Source organism: Methylorubrum populi, from assembly GCF_002355515.1.
Classification (GTDB): domain Bacteria; phylum Pseudomonadota; class Alphaproteobacteria; order Rhizobiales; family Beijerinckiaceae; genus Methylobacterium; species Methylobacterium populi_A.
Genome location: NZ_AP014809.1, coordinates 1,444,861 through 1,463,267, shown reverse-complemented (window position 1 = coordinate 1,463,267; position 18,407 = coordinate 1,444,861). Strand labels below are relative to the sequence as shown.

At 72.5% G+C, this 18,407-nt stretch carries 19 protein-coding genes; 5 read left to right on the top strand and 14 right to left on the bottom strand.

Features of this window, described 5'->3' with window-relative positions:
* Positions 1–36 precede the first annotated feature (36 nt).
* Genes MPPM_RS06740 through MPPM_RS06730 form a run of 3 tightly spaced genes read right to left on the bottom strand, consistent with a single transcriptional unit; the run spans position 37 to position 2,779 of the window.
* The gene (locus MPPM_RS06740; RefSeq protein ID WP_096484384.1) at positions 37–246 is read right to left on the bottom strand and encodes a DUF1656 domain-containing protein; all 210 of its coding nucleotides are present in this window, start codon (positions 244–246) and stop codon (positions 37–39) included.
* Positions 243–2,294 (bottom strand): FUSC family protein, encoded by a 2,052-nt coding sequence (locus MPPM_RS06735; RefSeq protein ID WP_096484383.1) that lies wholly within the window; start codon positions 2,292–2,294, stop codon positions 243–245. Before MPPM_RS06735 ends, MPPM_RS06740 begins: the two co-directional genes overlap by 4 nt.
* On the bottom strand, positions 2,291–2,779 hold the full coding sequence (locus MPPM_RS06730) for a MarR family winged helix-turn-helix transcriptional regulator (RefSeq protein WP_096484382.1): 489 nt from the start codon (positions 2,777–2,779) through the stop codon (positions 2,291–2,293). Before MPPM_RS06730 ends, MPPM_RS06735 begins: the two co-directional genes overlap by 4 nt.
* A 399-nt stretch (positions 2,780–3,178) precedes the next feature.
* Between MPPM_RS06730 and MPPM_RS06725 the strand changes: the two genes are divergently transcribed.
* Positions 3,179–4,684: a Do family serine endopeptidase gene (locus MPPM_RS06725; protein ID WP_096484381.1), complete on the top strand. Its 1,506-nt coding sequence runs from the start codon at positions 3,179–3,181 to the stop codon at positions 4,682–4,684.
* 196 nt (positions 4,685–4,880) lie between these two features.
* Here MPPM_RS06725 and MPPM_RS06720 read toward each other — a convergent pair whose 3' ends face one another.
* Positions 4,881–5,363 (bottom strand): hypothetical protein, encoded by a 483-nt coding sequence (locus MPPM_RS06720; RefSeq protein ID WP_244573493.1) that lies wholly within the window; start codon positions 5,361–5,363, stop codon positions 4,881–4,883.
* Here MPPM_RS06720 and MPPM_RS06715 point away from each other — a divergent pair.
* A complete protein-coding gene (locus MPPM_RS06715; RefSeq protein WP_244573492.1) occupies positions 5,338–5,682 on the top strand; it encodes a hypothetical protein in 345 nt (114 codons plus the stop codon). The genes MPPM_RS06720 and MPPM_RS06715 overlap by 26 nt on opposite strands.
* Positions 5,679–6,410: a DUF4198 domain-containing protein gene (locus tag MPPM_RS06710; RefSeq protein WP_096484380.1), complete on the top strand. Its 732-nt coding sequence runs from the start codon at positions 5,679–5,681 to the stop codon at positions 6,408–6,410. The genes MPPM_RS06715 and MPPM_RS06710 overlap by 4 nt, the downstream gene beginning before the upstream one ends.
* 126 nt (positions 6,411–6,536) lie before the next feature.
* Here MPPM_RS06710 and MPPM_RS06705 read toward each other — a convergent pair whose 3' ends face one another.
* The 10 genes from MPPM_RS06705 to MPPM_RS27915 all read right to left on the bottom strand — a co-directional run bounded on the left by MPPM_RS06705 (position 6,537) and on the right by MPPM_RS27915 (position 16,644).
* Positions 6,537–6,944, bottom strand: coding sequence for a hypothetical protein (locus MPPM_RS06705; protein ID WP_096484379.1), 408 nt, complete (start codon positions 6,942–6,944; stop codon positions 6,537–6,539).
* A gap of 37 nt (positions 6,945–6,981) precedes the next feature.
* The gene (locus MPPM_RS06700) at positions 6,982–10,314 is read right to left on the bottom strand and encodes a DUF4781 domain-containing protein (protein ID WP_096484378.1); all 3,333 of its coding nucleotides are present in this window, start codon (positions 10,312–10,314) and stop codon (positions 6,982–6,984) included.
* An 81-nt stretch (positions 10,315–10,395) separates the two neighbouring features.
* A complete protein-coding gene (sctV, locus tag MPPM_RS06695; protein ID WP_096484377.1) occupies positions 10,396–12,546 on the bottom strand; it encodes a type III secretion system export apparatus subunit SctV in 2,151 nt (716 codons plus the stop codon).
* The gene (locus MPPM_RS06690; protein WP_096484376.1) at positions 12,543–13,040 is read right to left on the bottom strand and encodes a tetratricopeptide repeat protein; all 498 of its coding nucleotides are present in this window, start codon (positions 13,038–13,040) and stop codon (positions 12,543–12,545) included. Before MPPM_RS06690 ends, sctV begins: the two co-directional genes overlap by 4 nt.
* A gap of 5 nt (positions 13,041–13,045) precedes the next feature.
* On the bottom strand, positions 13,046–13,582 hold the full coding sequence (locus MPPM_RS06685) for a hypothetical protein (protein WP_096484375.1): 537 nt from the start codon (positions 13,580–13,582) through the stop codon (positions 13,046–13,048).
* A 29-nt stretch (positions 13,583–13,611) separates the two neighbouring features.
* Positions 13,612–14,670 carry a SctD/MshK family protein gene (locus MPPM_RS06680; protein ID WP_096484374.1) on the bottom strand — a complete coding sequence of 353 codons (1,059 nt, stop codon included), beginning with the start codon at positions 14,668–14,670 and terminating at the stop codon, positions 13,612–13,614.
* Between the two features lie 148 nt (positions 14,671–14,818).
* Positions 14,819–15,046, bottom strand: coding sequence for a hypothetical protein (locus MPPM_RS06675; RefSeq protein ID WP_096484373.1), 228 nt, complete (start codon positions 15,044–15,046; stop codon positions 14,819–14,821).
* A gap of 74 nt (positions 15,047–15,120) precedes the next feature.
* Complete coding sequence (locus MPPM_RS06670; RefSeq protein WP_096484372.1) at positions 15,121–15,339, bottom strand: hypothetical protein; 219 nt, start codon at positions 15,337–15,339, stop codon at positions 15,121–15,123.
* Positions 15,340–15,577: 238 nt separating this feature from the next.
* Positions 15,578–16,396: a secretin N-terminal domain-containing protein gene (locus MPPM_RS06665; RefSeq protein ID WP_096484371.1), complete on the bottom strand. Its 819-nt coding sequence runs from the start codon at positions 16,394–16,396 to the stop codon at positions 15,578–15,580.
* Positions 16,397–16,494: 98 nt separating this feature from the next.
* Positions 16,495–16,644 (bottom strand): hypothetical protein, encoded by a 150-nt coding sequence (locus MPPM_RS27915; RefSeq protein ID WP_157914141.1) that lies wholly within the window; start codon positions 16,642–16,644, stop codon positions 16,495–16,497.
* A gap of 241 nt (positions 16,645–16,885) precedes the next feature.
* On the opposite strand from MPPM_RS27915, the gene MPPM_RS06660 reads away from it, so the two are divergent.
* Positions 16,886–17,476, top strand: a complete 591-nt coding sequence (locus MPPM_RS06660; RefSeq protein ID WP_096484370.1) for a nodulation protein NolB — start codon at positions 16,886–16,888, stop codon at positions 17,474–17,476.
* Positions 17,477–17,515: 39 nt separating this feature from the next.
* Positions 17,516–18,406, top strand: coding sequence for a type III secretion system inner membrane ring lipoprotein SctJ (sctJ, locus tag MPPM_RS29175; RefSeq protein ID WP_096484369.1), 891 nt, complete (start codon positions 17,516–17,518; stop codon positions 18,404–18,406).
* Position 18,407: the final 1 nt, after the last annotated feature.

Below are 18,407 nucleotides of genomic sequence, written 5' to 3'. Positions count from 1 at the left end.
GACGGGGGGAGTGCGGGACGAGGGGGGAGCGTCCGCTCACGAGGTGAGCGGCACCGCCACCGCGACGACCGCGCCGAGCAGGACCACGTAGAGGGCGAGGTCGAAGAGCGGACGGTGCCAGACGAGGCGGTAGAGGCCGAGGCCGGCCAGGATCCGCCGAAGCGGCACGCTGATGGCGAAGGCGACGAGCATCCAGGCCGCGAGGCTCGGGACGAAGACGCCGTAGAGGTCGAACTCGCCCGTCATGCCGCGAGACCCGGTTCGGTGGCGGGGACGGGCGCGCCGTAGGGCGGCGCATCCGGGAACAGGCCGCGGCGGATGCCGACGAGACCCATCAGAGCCGCGCGCCCGGCGGCCTGCCGGGCCTCGACCGAGAGCGCGTCGAGCGCCCGATCGAGGGTGTCGAGGAGGGGGTTGGGCAAACCGGGCGCCGGATCGGCCGCTCCGCTCCGGAAGCGGCGCGCGAGCGCGGCGAGAAGCGCCTCGACGGCGCCGCGCGCCGAGGCCGAGAGCCGGTGCCGGTCACGGCGCAACTCGACCACGTTGATGCCGACGCGGACCTCGGCGAGGAGGTCGGCGGTCCATTCCGCGTCGTCCGGCGGCAGGGCGGCGAGGCGCGGCGCGATCAGCCCGACGCGGTCGAGCATGAGCGCCGCCAGTTCGAGGCCGTTCTGCGCGCCGCGCCGCTCCGCGGCCTCGGCGAGGCTGCGCCGGTTGACCGCGCGCAGGCGCCGCGCCGACCAGCCGGCCCCGACCGAGCGGACGAGCCGCGTGACGACGGCTGCCGACCACATTCCGAGGATGACGGCGATCGCGGAATTGGTGAAGGCCGCAAACTCCCCGGTGTAGCTGCCCTGGAGCGCGATCATCGCCGAGCCGTTGACCGCCGCGCCCATCGCCAGGGGGGCGGTCTTCGGCTGCGTCATGAACACTCCGCAGAGCAGAAGCCCGGGCGCGAGCGCCAGCGCCAGCATCTCGAAGGTGGTCGCGAGCGGCAGGATGGCGAACAGGTAGGCCCCCGCTCCGAGCGCCCCGAGAATCGCGGAATTGGCGAAGCTGACGATGAAGGGCGCCGGGTCGTCCTGCGCCGCGAAGAAGCTGCATCCGACCGCCGCCATCATCGGGGCGCCGGCCCCGTCGGGCCAGCCGGTCGCGATCCAGATCGCGCAGGTGAGCACGATCGAGAGGAACACGCCGAACCCGGACAGGAAGGCCATGCCGTGATCCCGGTGACGGATCGTGCGCGCGGCTGCGGTGTAGCGGAAGGCTAGGGTCTCCGTCACCGGTGTTCCGTCGGCGACGTGGCGCTGCAGCAGGCGGGTGTCCTGGCGCAGGTCGATGAAGTCGCGCAGGCGCGCCAGGAGGCTCGCGAGCACGAGGTCGTTCCAGGACGGGTGCTCGCCGAGTTCGGGCTCCAGCGCGCTCGCACTCGCCTTGAGGCGCCGGGCCTGCGCCGGATCGGTCGTTCCCGTGCCGAGCCAGTCCGCCATGTCGTCGAGGAGGCCGCGCACGGCCTGCGGCAGCCCGCCTGCCCGCTGCAGCGCCTCGATGCGGTCGGCGATCGCCGAGGCGATGGGCAGGAACATCAGCATGTGCTGGCGGAGCGTCGCCATGGCGTCGACCGAGCGCTCGGCGCCGGTCATGTCGTAGCGCAGCGGCGTCGCCAGGGCGTCGAACGCAACCGCATCCGCGGCGAGCCGCAGGCGCTTGGCCTGGCTGTCCTCGCCCGTGCGATTGCGGCCGAGCACCTCGATCACCCAGCCGCGCGCTCCGCGCAGCCACAGGTCGAGCCGGCTCGCGATCGCGGGCGCCACCGATTGCGGCAGCACGACGGTGTTGACGAGGCTGGCGCAGAGGATCCCGAGGGTGATCTCCTCGGTGCGGGCCACGGCGGTGTCGAACATCGTTCCGGGCTCGGCCACGCTGGGAAACCCGATCAGGGCCGCCGTGTAGCCGCCGAGCATCATCAGGTAACTGCGCGGCGTGCGGTCGAGCAACGAGACGTACAGGCAGAGGGCGACCCAGAGCGCGATCGCGACCGTCAGCAGTTCCGGCGCGTCGGCGAGGTTCGGGACGAGGATGACCGAGACGATGGCCCCGAGCAGCGTGCCGAGCACCCGGTAGAGCGCCTTCGAGCGGGTGGCGCCGGCCAGCACCTGACTCGTGATGTAGACGGTCCCGAGCGCCCAGTAGGGTTTGGGCAGATCGATCCAGAACGCCAGGTACAGGGCCAGCATGCCGGCCCCGAAGGTCTTGAGCGAGAAGGCCCAGTCGCGCCAGCCTGGAAGGGTCATCCCGCGGGCTCCTGCCTGCCCGCGTCCGCCTCGGATTCCACGCCACCGCCGACATGACGCTGGATCGCCTGGAACACCCGCAAGCCGGCCTCCAGGTCGGCGGCGCTGACCCCCGCGAAGGCGGTCTCACGGAGCCGGTCGAGGTCGGCCTCGATCCGGGCGACGACGGCCTCCCCGGCGGGTGTCAGGCTCAGAACCTTCGCGCGCCGGTCGCTCGGGTCCTCCCGGCGCCGGACCAAGCCGGCCGCCTCCAGCTGGTCGAGGAGGCGGACCAGCGACGGCCCCTCGATGCCCACCGCCTCCGCCAGGGCGTTCTGGCGCGGCTCGCCCCCCAGGCGCCCGATCAGAACCAGCGGCAGCGCCTTCGCCTCGGAGATCCCGTGCGCCTCGGTCGCCGCATTGGCGAGCCGGCGCCATTGCCGCCCGGAGAGCAGGAGCGTGTGGGTGTAGGCCAGACGCAAGCGGCGCAGAGTCTCGTCGGTCATCTCGACCCGTCCGCCTCGACCCTGAACGAACTCGCCCCGGAGCCTCAGGAAAGTACGGGTAGGAAGCTATCAATTAGCTGATGATCTTTCAAGCCCGTGTCAGTCCGCCGGAGGGTGAACCGCCTGCCTACGACCGGCGTGACCCGAGCCTCCGGCGACCGCTCGGGAATCGGCATCCCGAAGGAGAAGGCCGGGCGGCCGGCCGCTGAGACCTGCCGCGGCGAACAGGGCCACGTCAGCTCCCGGTGACGGCCGCAACGGGCCCGGATGTAACCTCGTCGCCGTCTAGTCCGCGGGTGGCACAACCTAGACTTTCGTTCATTGTCCCATAGTCCGACGTCCGGCTGCATTCCGGCACGTCAGGGCGGCATCCCCCGTGATCGATCCTCGGAGAGTTCCATGACTCTGATCGTCCGCCGCCGTGCCTTCGCCTCCGTCGCTGCGGCCGCCCTCGTCGCGGGCGCAGCCGCCGGCTTCGGCCTGACCGAGCCCGCCATGCCCGCCTACGCCCAGGCCCTGCCCAAGACCCCGATCGAGGCGCCCGAGCACCCGCCGGGATCCTTCGCCAACGTAGTCGACAAGGTGAAGCCCGGCGTCGTCGCCGTGAAGGTGAAGCTCGACAGCGGCCTCGACGACGATGACGACGGCCCCGGCAACCCGAACCTCCAGCAGGTGCCGCCGCAATTGCGCGAGTTCTTCAAGCGCTTCGGCCAAGGGGGCGGACAGGGCGGGCCGGGCGGGCGCGGGATGCTGCCGCGGGGCGGGGCCGGCTCCGGCTTCATCATCTCGGCGGACGGCTACGTGGTCACCAACAACCACGTCGTCGACAAGGCCAAGACCGTGCAGGTCACCCTCGACGACGGCCGCACCCTCGATGCCAAGGTGATCGGCAAGGACCCCAAGACCGACATCGCGCTGCTCAAGATCAATGAGAGCGGCAGCTACCCCTACGTCCAGTTCGGCAAGGGCGCCCCCCGCGTCGGCGACTGGGTCGTGGCCATCGGCAACCCGTTCGGCCTCGGCGGCACCGTGACCGCCGGCATCGTCTCGGCCCGCGGCCGCGACATCGGTGCCGGCCCCTACGACGACTTCCTGCAGATCGACGCGCCGATCAACAAGGGCAATTCCGGAGGCCCGACCTTCAACGTCAACGGCGAGGTCGTCGGCGTGAACACGGCGATTGCCTCGCCGTCGGGCGGCTCGGTCGGCCTCGCCTTCGCGATCCCCGCCGAGACCGTGCAGACGGTGGTCGATCAGCTCCGCACCGACGGCAAGGTGGTGCGCGGCTATCTCGGCGTGCAGGTGCAGCCGGTGACCAAGGACATCGCCGAGGGTCTCGGCCTCGACAAGGCGAAGGGCGCCCTGGTCGATCACGCCGAGAGCGGGACGCCGGCCGCCAAGGCCGGGCTGAAGCCGGGCGACGTGATCGAGTCGGTCAACGGTGCGCCGGTCAACGATGCCCGCGACCTGTCGCGCCGCATCGCCGGCCTCAAGCCGGGCACCGAGGTGAAGCTGGCCTACCTGCGCGGCGGCAAGAGCGACGTGGCCACGGTCGAGCTCGGCACGCTGCCGGGCGACGGCGAGGTGACGAGCCGTGGCGACTACGCGCCGGGCGGTCAGACCCGGCTCGGCCTGAGCCTGGCCCCGGCCGGCGAGATCGGCCTCGGTGACGAGGGTGTGGCGGTGATGGATGTCGATCCCGACGGGCCGGCGGCGGCCAAGGGCATCGCCCAGGGCGACGTGATCCTGGATGTCGCCGGGACCAGCGTGTCGAAGCCCTCCGACGTGCAGGCGCAGATCCGCGCGGCGGAGGCGAATGGCCGCAAGGCGGTGCTGATGCGGGTGAAGAGCGCCAAGGGCCGGACCCGCTTCGTCGCCGTTGCCCTCGGCAACAAGGCGGACTGATCTCCGATGATCCCGGTGAGGCCGCTTTCGGTCCCGCCGATCCATCGCCGAGCGCTCCCGAGGCGGCGCCCGCTCTTCATCCTCGCTCGCCCTCGCTCCGCCGTCCCGCAAGATCGGAGCGGAACGCGCGTCAAGACCGAAAGGCGCACGGCCCGACGCCGTCTCCCGCCTTCCGGGCGCGTTGATCGCAGGGCGGCTATTTCGGGAGGGTGCGATCCATGTTCCACAGGTTGAAGGCGCGCTCGCCGAGCATCGTGTCGAGCCCCTCCTCCTGGATCTCCTCCGGCACCCGCAGCGTGCCGAAGTGATCGAGACCCGTCAGGATCACGAGGGTGATGAAGGCGGCATAAGTGCCGACGACGGCGACGGCGAGAAGCTGGACGCCGAATTGCTGCAGGCTCGCCGAGACCTGATTGATGTGCGGGCTGGCCAGGACCCCGATGAGCAGGGCACCGGTCAGGCCGCCGACGCCATGGGCCCGCCAGACTTCCAGCGTGTCGTCGATCTTGAGCCATCTCTGGACGTACTTCGCATAGTAGCAAGCCGTCGCGCCGATCGCCAGGGCGGCGATGGGCTCGACATAGCCGGAGGCCGGCGTGATCGTCGCGAGCCCGGCCACCGCGCCGACGAGGACGCCGGAAAAGGACGGGTGCTTGGTTTCGCGCCACTCCCAGAACATCCAGGTGCTCGGCCCCGGTCGCCTGACCGGCGCGGCCTACCTGTCCTACATCGGCGCCAAGCCGCTGACCGAGGACGGCGGCTTGCGCTCCTCGCCCTATCCGCGGGTGAGCAGCCGCATCGCCTACATCCACGAGAGCGGCTGGACGACCTACGGGCAGGCGACCTGGTATCCGGGCGCCCGCACCAGCAAGAGCATCTTCAATTTCGGCTCGTCGGTATCGGCCACGGCCGCCGACATCTTCACCAGCCCGCAGCCGTGCCTGTCGCTGCTGGCCGGTCTCACCTACGGCCTCGCAACAGGAGCACCTCGCCCATGAGACGGACCGCCCTCCTGGCCGCCTTCCTCGCCCTCAGCGCCCCGGCCAGCGCCCACGACCTCTGGCTCGACCCGACCGGCAGCGGCGTGCAGATCCTCTACGGACATCCCCACGAGCCGGAACTGCCGAGCGCGGGCAAGCTGATGAGCCTCACCGCCTACGAACCGTCCGGCGCGGTGGTGCTGCAGGCGAAGCTGGATGCCGGCCCGGCCCCGGCGCTGAGGGCCGCGCACCAGGGCGAGGCGCTGTTCGCGGCGGCCTACGACAACGGCTACTGGGTGCGCCTGCCCGACGGCAGCTACCGCAACGCCAGCAAGCGGATGCTGCCGCAGGCCGACAAGAGCCTGTGGTCGGTGAAGTTCGCCAAGGCCGTGTCCGGCCCGGGCGCGCCGTGGGGGACGGTGGTCGGCCAGCCTCTGGAGATCGTTCCGCTGGAGGCGCCGGCCTCGGCCTCGGGCCAGATCCGGGTGCGGGTGCTGTTCGAGGGCCGTCCGCTGGGCGGTGCCAGCGTGGTCGCCACCGACGGGGTGAGCTTCAGGAGCGAGGCGGATCAGGCCCGCGCCCAGACGGATGCGCAAGGGGCGGCGGTGGTGCCGCTGCGCGGTGCCGGCCCGCAGGTGCTCGGTGTCAGCCACCGCGTCACGCCCTCGCAGACGCCGGCGCTGGCCGACGCGGACAGCTACGGGGCGACGCTCGCCTTCACCGTGACCGACCCGAAATCCAACTGAGCGCGAGGCGCCGTCGAGATCGGGCGGCATCGGCTCGCACGGCCTTTGCCGCCTTGATCGAGGTTCACGCCGCCGCACCGCAGCGCCATCCCGAATACATTCTGCTCCTGCGGGCTTGAATCTGCCTCAGCGGGCATCCGGCTCCTGCTTGGGTCGCAATTCTTCGCGCATCTCCCGAAAGTTGCCCGGCGTCACCCGCCAGCGGGCGGCATCGTCGTATTCGAAGAAGAAGCTTACCTTCGCATCGGACCGCCAGATCTGCATCAGAGCGGCCTTCCACGGTCGGGGGTCGCGCTCGCGCATGGCACGGTGCAACTCGACGAAGCGCTGCGCTACCGTCGAGGCCCGCGGCGTCACGGCCTCCGTCTTACCGTCGTCGAGATAGGCGTAGCCGTGAAGCTGCACGGTGTTCTCGTCGCGCATCGTCGCGACGAGGGAGAGGCTCGACCAGGGCTGCTCCAGATAGGCCTCGTCGTGGACGACGAGGCGGCCGATCTCGTGATGCAGCGCCTCAATGGTGCCTTGCTCGCCCAAACCCCGTCTCCCTTCCTGTTCCCGCGCCTTGCGAGCGCTATTCCAGCCCGAGAGCTTCGCGCATCCGGGCGGCAACGTCGATCTTCGCGTTCGAGTTGCCGCCTGCCGCGATCAGACCGTCCCTGTAGCCGTCGAACTCCTGGCCGGCCTCGTTCTCGAAGCGCGCGACGTCCGTCCTGTAGATCACCTCGCCGGTCTGAGGATCGGTGACCTCGTACTGCACGGTGACGTGGCTCGGGCGCTTGCCGCCCCAGATCCGGGTCTCGGGCGTGTCGCCGTCGCCGATGGTGAAGCGCGTATGGACATGCGCGCCCTGCTCGACCCATTGCCGGACCTCGCCGTCGATCTCGTTGAAGACCCGCTGGTTGAAGTCCTCGTTCTGCGGGAACTGATTGATCAGTCCCTGCTCGTGCAGGAACTGGAAGCCGGCGATGTGCCCGCCATTGTCCCGCTCCTCGCGGGTGTCGCGCCCGCGCCCGCCGGAGCGGCCGACCTCGGCCGTCATCCGGTTCTCCTCGGACGAGCGCTTCTTGCTCGGGGGAATCTCGGTCAGGTAGAGGTCGACCTGGGTCGGGTTGTGCTCCGCGTTGACGTGGTAGGTCACCCGGTTGCCGCCGACCTCCCGCGTGGTCTCGCCGACCGGGAGCCTGGCCCGTTCCGCCTCGATGTCGTAGCCGCCGCGCTTCGGCGCCGGCCCGGCGCCGTCATCCACGCGCTTGCGCTTGCTGTTGCGGGCGTCGATCGTCGCCGAGGCCGGATCGCGGGCGAAGGAGGAGACTTCCACGGACAAGTCGTCGAGATGGGTCCGGTCGATCGCGTTGGCGTGCGCGATCTCGGCGCGCCGCTCGGGCGTGAGCCCCGGGGCGTCGAGTTCGCGCAGCCGTGTGTCGAGGCGCTCGCGGACCTTGGCGATGTCCTGGCGGGCCGCCCAGCCGACGCTGCCGGGCGGCGGTTCGCCCCGGCCCGTGAACAGCCGCGCCACCTGTCCCTCCAGGGTGAGGCTGCGCTGGATGCCGGCCGCCGTGCGCGCGTGCAGGTCGATGTCGGCCGGGGTCGCCTCCGGACCGTGGCGGATGCCCCGGACGACGCCGGATGCGGGATCGAAGTCGATCTTGACGGCATCGCCCGCGAGCGAGGCATCGGCGGCGACCGGCGGTGGATTCGCGGCGAGGATGTTGTCGCGGACCGTGACCGGATTGAACATGTCGCCGGGATTGCGGGTGCCCGACGCCCGCATGCTCACCCCGGCGCCGACGCCCCAGAAGCCGATCTGAAGGAGCGAGGTGGCGCGCTCCTCCCCGCTCATCCGGTTCCAGTTCCGGGCGGTGGCGATGCCCTGGTCCGCCACCGCCGCGGTGTCGAGGGCGAAGGCGCCCGCCTGGGTGTAGCCGTGGAGCGAGGCTTCCAGCGGCGCCACCGCCCGGCCGGCCCGGCCGAGCTGGGACAGGCGCGCCGCGGAGCCGAAGGCGCCGACCGAGGCGACGCTCGCCCCGAGATTGAGCCAGAGGCCGCGGGCCTCGGCATCGGTGAGCGGGTTCAGCGACTGGCCGTGCTGGCCGCGATCGACCAGTTCGCCGCCGCTGCGATAGGCGCCCCAGGCGCCCGCGCCGACCGCCACCGCGGCGGCTCCCGCCACGACCGGTGCCGCGAGCCCGCCCGTACCGACGATGAGCACGCCGCCCGCGACGATGCCGCCGACGAGGGCGGCCTTGTCCACGACGGCGGTGAGATGCTCGCCGAAGCTGTCGACGGTCTTCGGGGTATTGCCCTGGCCGAGCGCGACCCGTCCGTCCGCGCCCGCGGTGAGGTGGCCGTCCTCGGGGTAGACCTGCGTGCCCGGCGGCAGCGTGTTCTCGGTGCGCCACGCCTCGAAGTCGTCGTAGCGGCGCCCGGTATTGTCGACGTAGCGCTCGGCACCCGATGGATCGGTGACGCGGAACAGGGGCACCTGGACCGGTCCCGTCTTGCCGTCCGAGTAGGTGACCGGCAGCACCGTGACGTCGGCCGGTCCGTCGCCCGCAACCGTGCGGATCTGGTCGGCCACCGTCTTGACCGGCTCGGCCGTTTCGCCGCTGCCGTAGAAGTTGAACGCGCCCCGCGCCGCCGCGGCCTCGGCCTCTCCGGGATCGGTGCCCGGCGGCAGCGCGGGCGCGAAGCCCATGGCCGTGCCGACGGTGTTGTCGAGGTCGGTCCCCGCGAGCGCGACGGCCGCGTCGCCGCGGGCGTCGAGATAGTGCCGTGCGCTGGCCTGGGCGGACGGCGAGAGAATCGCCGGGTTGGTCCAGGGATCGTCGGTCCGCTTCAGCGTCTCACCGGTGATGGCCGAATCCGCCCGCACGGTGGCGAGCGCGTTCACCCGCGTTTCCAACGACGGGCCGTCCTCGCCGCCCGCGCCGAGCAGGCGCCGACCCTGGTCCGTGCCGAGAATGCCGGTCAGGCGCTCCGCGTCGCGGGTGGCGGCGCCCGCATCGTCCGGGTTCCATTCCCGCGCCAGCGCCGTGCCCATGGCGCGCTGCAGCGCCGGATCGGCGTAGGCGGAGGCCGGCGTCTCCGCGAAGGCGTTCTGGACGAAGCTGCTGCGCGCCTCGCTCGCCGGGGCGCCGTCCAGCGCGCCGAGGGTGCGGCCGAGCGGCGAGCCGCCCGCCGCGGTGACCCCGCCGGCCATGAGCCCGTTGCGGCCGGCCAGCGTCCGGGCAAAGCGGCCCGCATCCTCGGGGCCGAGCGCCTCGGTCATCGCCCGCAGCCGTCCGGACGCGGCCGGATCGTCGGCCGCGCCGGCCGCGCGCACCGCATTGTTGGCGTAGCCCTGCGCCCGGGCGCGGCTCTCCCAGTTCTCGTCGGGCTTGTTCGGATCGAACGGCGTCTCGTTCGAGATCGCCGCGGCGCGGGCGGCGAGGCGTTCGCCGACGAGGGCGCGGATGTCCGGAGCGTTGTCGAGGGCGTCGACGAGCCGGGCGGGTCCGCTCGCGCCGTCGCCGCGCCCGGCCTCCCAGCGCACGATCATCCGGTCGGTCAGCGCCCGCTGCTCGCTCGCGTCCAGCGGCCCGAGTTCCGAACGGCCGGCGAGCGCGTCGCGGACCTTCTCGCTCGAATCGGTGCCGCCGAAGCCGAGGAAGCCGCCGCTGTGATCCGATCGTTCGTCCGCCCAGGCGGCGATTTCGTCCGCACGCGCGGATGACGGGGCATCGGCGGCAGGAGCGGGCCCGTTCTCGTTGGCATTCGCAGGCGGAGGCGCCGCCGCCGGCTCGGTGGCCGGTTCGACAGCGGCGGCCTGGGGGAAGGCCCGCTCGGATGCGGACGCCGGTGATTGTGGCGATGATTGTGCCGATGGCGGGGCGGGCCGCGGGGCGACGGAAGCGGATGAGGCCATCGGCGGTCTCCTCGTGCGGGCGGGATGCCGCGTCCGGATCGTTCAGGGATCCGGGCCGCGATCGGGGTGCGGAAGGCGGGGTCAGCCGGCGGCGGCCAAGACGTCGGGCGCGCGTTCCTTCGGGGCCGGGGCCGCTTGCGCCTTCGGGGCGGGTTTGGGCGCGGCCTGCGGGCGCGCGAGGCTGATCGAGCCGACCGGCTGGATCGTGAATTCGTCGGCGAGATCCTGGTAGGACAGCACGGCGAGATCGATGCCGTTGCGGGACAGGAAGCCGCGCACGAAGCGGCGGATGTCCATGGAGGCGAGCAGCACCGGCCGCCCCGCCTCGTCCTCGCCCGTGCGGGGGCCGAGCCCGTCCTGGATGCGGCGCATCTGCGCCAGCAGCGCCTCCGAGGCCCGCTCGTCGAGCACGAGATAGGGGCCGACCGCCGTGTCGCGCACGGCCGCCCGCACCGCCTCCTCGGTCTCGCGCTCCAGCACGTAGGCGGCGACCACCTTGTGGCCGTTGGCGTGGCGGTGGCAGATCTGGCGCTTGAGGCCCGAGCGGACGTATTCGGTGAGCAGCATCGGGTTCTGCTCGCGCTCGCCCCACTCGGCCAGTGCCTCGAGCAGGATGCGCGTGTTGCGCATGGGAATCCCCTCGTCGAGGAGGCGGCGCAGCACCTCGGCGATCCGCGGCACCGGCACCGAGCGCAGCACCTCCTTGACGAGGTCGCCGTAGCCCGCCTCCATCCGCCCGAGCAGGGCGCGCGTCTCCTGGATGCCGACGAAGCGGCCGGCATGGCGCGTCAGCACGCCCCGCACCCGCGCACCGATCACGCCGACGGGATCGTGGTAGCCGATGCCCGCCTCGTCGAGGGCCGCGGCCTGGTCGGCATCGATCCGGACCGGCGCCCCCGCGCCCTCCTCGCGGGTGAAGGGGATGCCGGCGAGTTCGAGGTTGGCCACGTCGTCGTTGAGGACGAGCTGGTCCGGGCGGACATGGCCGCTCTCGACCGGAACGCCCTCGACGTCGAGGCGGAACTCGCCCTCGCCGAGGTTCGGATCGACGGTCAAGCCGACTTCGGGAATCAGCACGCCGAGATCGGTCGAGACGGCGCTGCGGGTCCGCGCGATGGTCCGGGCGATCGCCTGGGCGTCGATGCGCTCGATCAGGCCCGGGGCGAGGTTGAGCATCACGGGGATCGCCTCGGCGGGCAGGGCGGGTTTTCCCACGCGGCGCGCCTCCTCGGCCTCGGCACCCTCCGCTTCCGCCGCCTCCGGCGCGGGCCGGCGGCGGAAGCTCGCGGCGGCGAACACGGCCGCGAGCACGAGGAAGACCGGGGCGGGGAAGCCCGGAATCGCGGCCATGCCGAGCAGCACGGCGGCAGCGAGCCGCAGCGCCCGCGGATCCGAGACGAGCTGGTCGGCGATGTCGCGGCCGAGGCCGATGTCGCGCCCGCCGGTGACGCGGGTGACGATGGTGCCGGCGGTGAGCGAGAGCAGCAGGGCGGGGATCTGCGAGATCAGCGCGTCGCCGATCGAGAGCAGGGTGTACTCGTGCAGCGCCTGGCCCACAGGCATGCCGCGGTTGAGCACGCCGATGGCCAGCCCGCCGATCATGTTGACGGCGATGACGACGAGCCCGGCGATGGCATCGCCTTTGACGAACTTCATCGCGCCGTCCATGGCGCCGTAGAGCTGGCTCTCCCGCTCCAGGACGGAGCGGCGGACCTTGGCCTGCGCCTGGTCGATGTCGCCGTTCCGCAGCTCCGCGTCGATCGCCATCTGCTTGCCCGGCAGGGCGTCGAGGGTGAAGCGCGCGCCCACCTCGGCCACGCGCTCGGCGCCCTTGGCGATGACGATGAACTGCACCAGCGTGATGATGAGGAACACCACGATCCCGACGATCAGGTTCCCCGAAATCACGAACTCGCCGAAGGTGCGGATGATCTCGCCCGCATCACCCTCGGCCAGGATCAGGCGCGCGGTGGTGATGGTGAGCGCGAGGCGGAACACCGTCGAGATCAGGATGATGCCGGGCAGCGTCGAGAATTCGAGCGGGCTTAGCACGTAGAGCGCCACCATCAGCAGCAGCACCGAGAAGCCGAGATTGAACGCGATCAGCGTGTCCACGAGCAGGTGCGGCATCGGCAGCACCATCATCGCGACCGCGAGGATCACGACGAGGGCGACGGCGATGTCGGGGCTCGCCGGCAGGCGGCACAGGAAGCTCTTCGCGGTGGCGATCACGCGGCTTTCTCCCGGATACGGCGCGCCGCGACGAAGCGGCGGAAGGTGGCGCGGCCCTCGTCCAGGCGGCCGGCGAGGCGCAGGGCCTGACTGCGCAGGAGCAGCAGCGGCGCGGACGGCTCCCCGTCATCCGGCGCGTCCCTGCGGTCCGCCCCGCGGCCATCGCGAAGCTTCTCGTGATGACCCGCGCGAAGCCGCTCCAGCCGGTCGAGGGCGGCGAGTGCACCCTCGCCGTCGCCGGTCGCGACGCGGGCATAGGCCAGGAGGCGCAGGGCGCCCGCGTCGTCCGGCACCTCGCGCAGGACGAGGTCGAGCAGCGTCACGGCCTGGCGCCCGTCGCCGATGCCGAGCGCGACGTAGGCCAGCGCGCAGAGCAGGTCGCGCTGCTCGCGGGCAATCAGCGGCGGCCGGGCCTGCGGTGCCGCGAGCGGGCGGGCCCGCGCCGGGACCGGCAGGGCATGAGCGGGCTCGTCGTCGCGTTCCGCGTCGAACATGGCGGCTATCCCTCCACCAGCGCGTTGCGCCCGGTCCTGAGAAGGGCGAGGCGGCGCAGCTCGCGATGCACGACGAGGGTGCCCTCGCGGATCACGACGTCCCCGCCGGCTTCGGCGAGCCCGTCGGCGAGATCCTCCAGCAGCGCCCGGTGCCGCTCGGCCCGCAGCACCTCGGGATGGTGCAGCCGCGGCATCACGAACCGGAACAGGGCGTGCGACAGGCTCTCGCCCTCGAATCCGTCCGATGCCGCGCCGGACCCGCCCTCGCTGATCGCCCGGCGCGCCGCGCTCAGGCGCACCCGGGTGACCGCGTCGACGCCCCCGGCCGCGAGCATGGCGTCGATGGCCGAATCGAGCGGTACGCCCTCCTCGGCCGGCGCCCCGGCCTGCCCGCCGTGGGCGCCCCGCTCGCCGATTCCGTCCACGTCCGCGAGGCGGGCATCGGCGCCGGCCTGATTGCGCCCGGCGAGGCGTTCGCGCTCGAGCGCGTAGGCGCCCTCCGAGGAGGGAATCGACGAGGTGACGCGGGTGCGGCGGGCCATCGGGCGGCTCGGTGTGCGAGGGTCGGATTCTAGAAGCGCATCGCGACGAGGCGGCCCTCGCGCTCCAGCATCACGCGGTCGCGCTCGATCTCGCGGATGGTCCAGCCGCCATCGACGACGGCGCCGACGAGGTAGCGCTGGCCGCGCACGACGATGTACGGCTGGGCACCGCGCCAGACCCCCTCGATGCCGAGCGAGGCGGGCAGCTTCTCCGCCTTGACGGCGACGCTGTTGACGAGCGTGACGTCGCCGGCGAAGCGCTCGTCGAACGCCTTCTGCAGCGCTTCCCATCGACCGGCCATCGTCGGCTCGATCGTTCCCGTCGCGGCCACGGCACCGCCGCTGCCCTTGACGTGGACGTTGAGCAGCCCGGCCCCGGCGGCCTCCGCCTGAAGTGCCTTTGCCGCCGCCTCGACGGTGCCGGCCTTCTGCGCCGGGAGGGCGGGACGCGGGAGTCCGGCATCCGGCGGGATCGGCGACGACGCGGCCGCCGTGGGGATTGCGGGGGGGATTGCGGGCGTGGGCGTTGCCTGCACCGGTATCGACGGGCTCGCCGCGACCGGCTGCACATGCGCGTCCCGGCCGGTGCCGTCGATCAGGACGGCGGCCCCGGCGATCGGGTTAGCCAGGGTCAGGAACACGGTGACCGCGAGCACCACGCCCGCGGCGATGCCCGGCACCGCCGGCCGCGCGAGAAGGCGCCGCAGCATCCCGAGCGGGCGGGCGGACCCGGCGGCCTCGCCGGAAGCGGACGGCCCGGCGATCGCCCAGGCGAGCGCGACCCCGCCGATCTCGACCGTCGCCGGGAGACGGACCGTGCGCGCGGCGCCCGCCGGCACCGGTCCTATGCCGGTCACCGCCACGCCCTGCTCCAGACCCTCGATGCGGATCGTCCCGTCCTGCAGAACGACGGCCGCGTGGATCGGAGCGAAATCGGGCTCCATCAGCAGGATGTCGGCGCCGGCGCCGCTGCCGAGCACCACTCGGCCCGGGCCCAGCTCCTGCGTCACGCCCGCGTAGAGTCCCGAATGAATCTCGAGACGGTAGAACTCGGCCGCCTGATCGGCGGCCCCCGCTGCGCTGTTCACGCTCGCCTCCCCTTCCTGCCCTCGCGCCGGTCCCTCCGGGCGCGGGGATGTCCACCGTGGCGGCCGGGTCGGGACCGAGGGTCCGCCGGGGGGCCGCCGGGCGCGGGGCGAGGCGCTGCGGCCCCGCCCCGTCGGGCATCGCGGCCGCTTACTGCTGCGGCTTTTCCTTGGCGGCGTTCTGGTCCGTGCCGAGCTTGGCCGAGACCATGCGCAGCTCCATGCTCTTCTGCTGCTGCTCCTCGCTCACCTGCTTGAGCTGGGCGAGGTTGGAAGCGAAGCTGTCGCCGCCGCCGGCGCCACCCGCGCCGCCGGCACCACCGCCGCCGCCGAGAGCGCCCAGGGCGCCGTTCACGATTCCGCCGATTCCACCAGCCATTGTCGTCTCCTAGAGTTCGCTTGAAGGGGGGTTTCGCGCGCCGAAACCCGAGGCTTCGCATCGCCCGCTCCGGGCTAGGCGAAGTCTTCCTCGGTCTCCGACATCGCCTGGTTCATCTCGTCCATGGCATCGCCCGCCACCTGCATGGCGAACTGGCCGAGAGCGTCCTCGAAGGCCTTGGCCTGCTGAGACTCGCCTCCGCCGCCGAGGACGCTTCCGATCGCGCCGCCGACAAGGCCGCCGACCGGACCGCCGAGGGCGGTTCCCGCGATGTTCCCGAGTGCTTCGAACATCGTCACTCCTCCTACGGCCCGCCGCCCGCCGGATGGCTGGGCGGGCCGGTTCCCGCGAAAGGCCGGCGAACACCGAGCAACGGCGTTCCGACCACTCGGTGGCGGCAGCGGAGGCTGGGGATCGGGGCCCCGGCCGCAGCGGCATCGCCACGGGCCGGGACGCTAGGCAGGCGAGCTTTCGAGAACCTGACGGGGCGCGGACGACGACGAATCCGTCCGGAAAATCAGGCCGGGACGGTCAGGGGCGGGGGAGCGGCACGGCGCCCGGCGGCGGGGCGACGAGGGAGGGCGCTGCGGGGGACGGTGCGGGATTCGTCGCGGGGACCGCGGCCGCGACACCGGCCGGCTCCTGACGGGCCGGCGCCTCCTCGGGGCCGATCAGGCGCTCGGGCCGCCCGTCGCGGAACACCGTCATCTGCCCGCCGCGGAACACGGTGAGCGTCGTCACCTTCGGCGGCTGGATCTTCGCCGCCTCGGCGGCCGTCTTGGGCCGCGCCTGCTCCTCCGCGACGAGTCCGGCCAGCGTCTGCTCGACGAGGGCGACGTAGCGCGGCGGGCCCGAGACCATCACCACGCCCTTGCCCGGCGCCGGCCGGATCGGGAAGCGCGAGTCGGCGATGTCGAGCGCGTCGAGGGCGGCCTTCAGGCGGTCGTAGGTGATCGGGCTGAGCACCAGCAGCTGGGTGCGGTTCTCGCGCGCGGAGGTCACGTAGAGAACGCTGCCGTCGTAGTACCATTCGAGGTTGTAGTTGGCGGCCAGTCGGTCGAGAAAGTCCTGCGCGGTGCCCTCGGGCAGGCGCCCCTGGATCCGGCCCTTCACCTCGGGGCTGAGGTTGACCTTGACCTTCAGGTTGCTGCCGAACTCCTGCAGCGCGGCACCGAGATCCTGGTCGATGACCGTGTAGCTGTAGGGCGTCGAGGGCATCTCGAGGGTCGCCGCCTCGGACCGGCTCGGGGAGAGCGGCCCCGAGAGGACGGCGAGGGCAACGGCCAGGGCGCCCGAGGCACAAAGCCGCGCGCGGGACGCCCGTCCGCCCGTCCGAACCCTGCTGCGCATCCCGATCTCCTCTGACGGCGCTCCTCCTTTACGAAGGATTTGCGACGCTGCGCTGACGCCATCGCCGGATCGCCGGCAGCCTGATCGCAGCGATCCGGTCAGGCTTGGCCCAGCACCTCGGAGATGTCGCGCCACCGCACGCGCTCCGGCAGCGGCTCCCCCCGCAGGAAGCTGGCGAGCACCGCCTCGAGGTTCTGCGAGGTGAACCACGCGTCGGCGCGCATCTTGATCTTGCCGTCCCCGGCCACCTGCCATCCGCGCCGAGAACGCGCGCTGGCCGTCGGCGAATTGCTGGTGGATCTGGTGGAAGCCCGCGGCCTGGCGAGCACCGGTCGAAACCGCCGGTTCGAGATCGCCGGCCTGGCGAGCGCGACTCGTCAGGTGGCCGTCAGGTCGGGCCGATAGCCTTCGCTTCGTGTTTCGGCGGCGAGCGGGACATCGCGTCCTGGGATCGCTGCCGCGCAAGTGCCTGCGAAGGGAGCCCGAGCCATGGCAGTGGAAGCGGTCGCGAGCGGACTCGGTGGTCTGGGAGGAGCGAGGCCCGTCCGCGGCGTCGAGACGGCGGGCTTCGATCCCGGGCTCGGAGCCGGCCCGAACGCGGTGCCGTCCCCGTCGCCGTCTTCGGCACCACCGGTCCGCGAAGCGTCGCTCGAACCGCGGACGGCCGGGGCGGAGGCGCTAACGCGTTCCGGGCCGGCCGCGGAGGTGCGCGCCGCGCCGCGCCATTCGGGCGACTCGATCGGCCATCGGGTGCTCGACGGCATGGACCGCGTTCAGAAGGGCGACGTCGCCTGGCGCGGGCGCCCCGGCCCCGCGGGCGCCGCGCCGGACGGGCCGACTCTGAAGGTCGCGACCCGCCAGCCCGGCCCGGCCGAATCCGCGATGCGCCCGGAGGCCTATCGCGGCCCGGAGATCGCCGGCCATCCGACCACCCAGCCCGGCCAGAGCAGTAATCCCGGCTTTGACGGGATGGTGCGGCAGCTGGAGCAGGTGAGCGGTCAGGTCGTGCAGGTTTCGGTCGTCACCAAGACCACGAGCAGCTTCACCGGCTCGCTCAACAAGCTGCTCTCCTCGGGCTGATCCGCGCCCGAACCCGCCCGCCCCGATCCGGAGACCGTCATGCCGACATCCGAAGCGCCGACCGGCAAAGTCCCGACGACGCGCCTGCGCCGCCTGCGCCTCGCCGCGACGATCGCGGCCGTGGCGCTCGCGCTCGGCGCCTGCAAGACCGACCTCTACACCAAGCTCTCCGAGCGCGAGGCCAACGAGATGGTGGCCCTGCTCCTCGACAAGGGCATCGCGGCCAGTCGCGTCGGCGCCAAGGACGGCACGAGCAGCGTGCAGGTGGACGACGGCCGCTTCGCCCAGGCGGTCGAGGTGCTCAAGGCCGGCGGCTACCCGCGCCAGAGCTTCACCAACATGGGCGAGGTCTTCAAGGGCGGAGGCCTGATCGCGTCGCCGACCGAGGAACGGGCCCGCTACGTCTACGCGCTGAGCGAAGAGCTCTCGAAGACCATCTCCAGCATCGACGGCGTGCTCTCGGCCCGCATCCACGTGGTGCTGCCGAAGAACGACCTCCTGAAGCAGGACGCGACGCCCTCCTCGGCCTCCGTCTTCATCCGCCACGACCAGGAGGCGCCGCTCAAGACCCTGCTGCCGCAGATCAAGATGCTCGTCGCCAACAGCATCGAGGGCCTGAGCTACGAGAAGGTCTCGGTGGTGTTCGTGCCCGTCGACCGGCGGCAGAATCCGGGCGGCGGGATGGCCGCGGCGGTCACGCCGGCTCGAGAGGCGGGCGCCGGGAGCGGGCTCGATCCGCTCGCGACCGGCGCTGCGGGGGCGGGCGGCGCGCTGGCGCTCGCCGGGGCCGGTTACTGGCTGCTGCGCCGTCGCCGCGGCGCGAGCGGGCGGGGTCCGGCGCTGGGCGCCCTCGAGACGCTGGAGCCGGCCGATCCGAGCCTGGCGCCGCCCGCGGCGCGGCCCGCCGTCGCGCTCAAGCGCGTGGCCTGAA

Bases quoted from the DNA above. Each gene is read 5' to 3' on its own strand.
- MPPM_RS06740 (WP_096484384.1), bottom strand. From the start codon at position 246: ATGACGGGCGAGTTCGACCTCTACGGCGTCTTCGTCCCGAGCCTCGCG.
- MPPM_RS06735 (WP_096484383.1), bottom strand. From the start codon at position 2,294: ATGACCCTTCCAGGCTGGCGCGACTGGGCCTTCTCGCTCAAGACCTTC.
- MPPM_RS06730 (WP_096484382.1), bottom strand. From the start codon at position 2,779: ATGACCGACGAGACTCTGCGCCGCTTGCGTCTGGCCTACACCCACACG.
- MPPM_RS06725 (WP_096484381.1), top strand. From the start codon at position 3,179: ATGACTCTGATCGTCCGCCGCCGTGCCTTCGCCTCCGTCGCTGCGGCC.
- MPPM_RS06720 (WP_244573493.1), bottom strand. From the start codon at position 5,363: ATGTTCTGGGAGTGGCGCGAAACCAAGCACCCGTCCTTTTCCGGCGTC.
- MPPM_RS06710 (WP_096484380.1), top strand. From the start codon at position 5,679: ATGAGACGGACCGCCCTCCTGGCCGCCTTCCTCGCCCTCAGCGCCCCG.
- MPPM_RS06700 (WP_096484378.1), bottom strand. From the start codon at position 10,314: ATGGCCTCATCCGCTTCCGTCGCCCCGCGGCCCGCCCCGCCATCGGCA.
- MPPM_RS06690 (WP_096484376.1), bottom strand. From the start codon at position 13,040: ATGTTCGACGCGGAACGCGACGACGAGCCCGCTCATGCCCTGCCGGTC.
- MPPM_RS06685 (WP_096484375.1), bottom strand. From the start codon at position 13,582: ATGGCCCGCCGCACCCGCGTCACCTCGTCGATTCCCTCCTCGGAGGGC.
- MPPM_RS06675 (WP_096484373.1), bottom strand. From the start codon at position 15,046: ATGGCTGGTGGAATCGGCGGAATCGTGAACGGCGCCCTGGGCGCTCTC.
- MPPM_RS06670 (WP_096484372.1), bottom strand. From the start codon at position 15,339: ATGTTCGAAGCACTCGGGAACATCGCGGGAACCGCCCTCGGCGGTCCG.
- MPPM_RS06665 (WP_096484371.1), bottom strand. From the start codon at position 16,396: ATGCGCAGCAGGGTTCGGACGGGCGGACGGGCGTCCCGCGCGCGGCTT.
- MPPM_RS06660 (WP_096484370.1), top strand. From the start codon at position 16,886: ATGGCAGTGGAAGCGGTCGCGAGCGGACTCGGTGGTCTGGGAGGAGCG.
- sctJ (WP_096484369.1), top strand. From the start codon at position 17,516: ATGCCGACATCCGAAGCGCCGACCGGCAAAGTCCCGACGACGCGCCTG.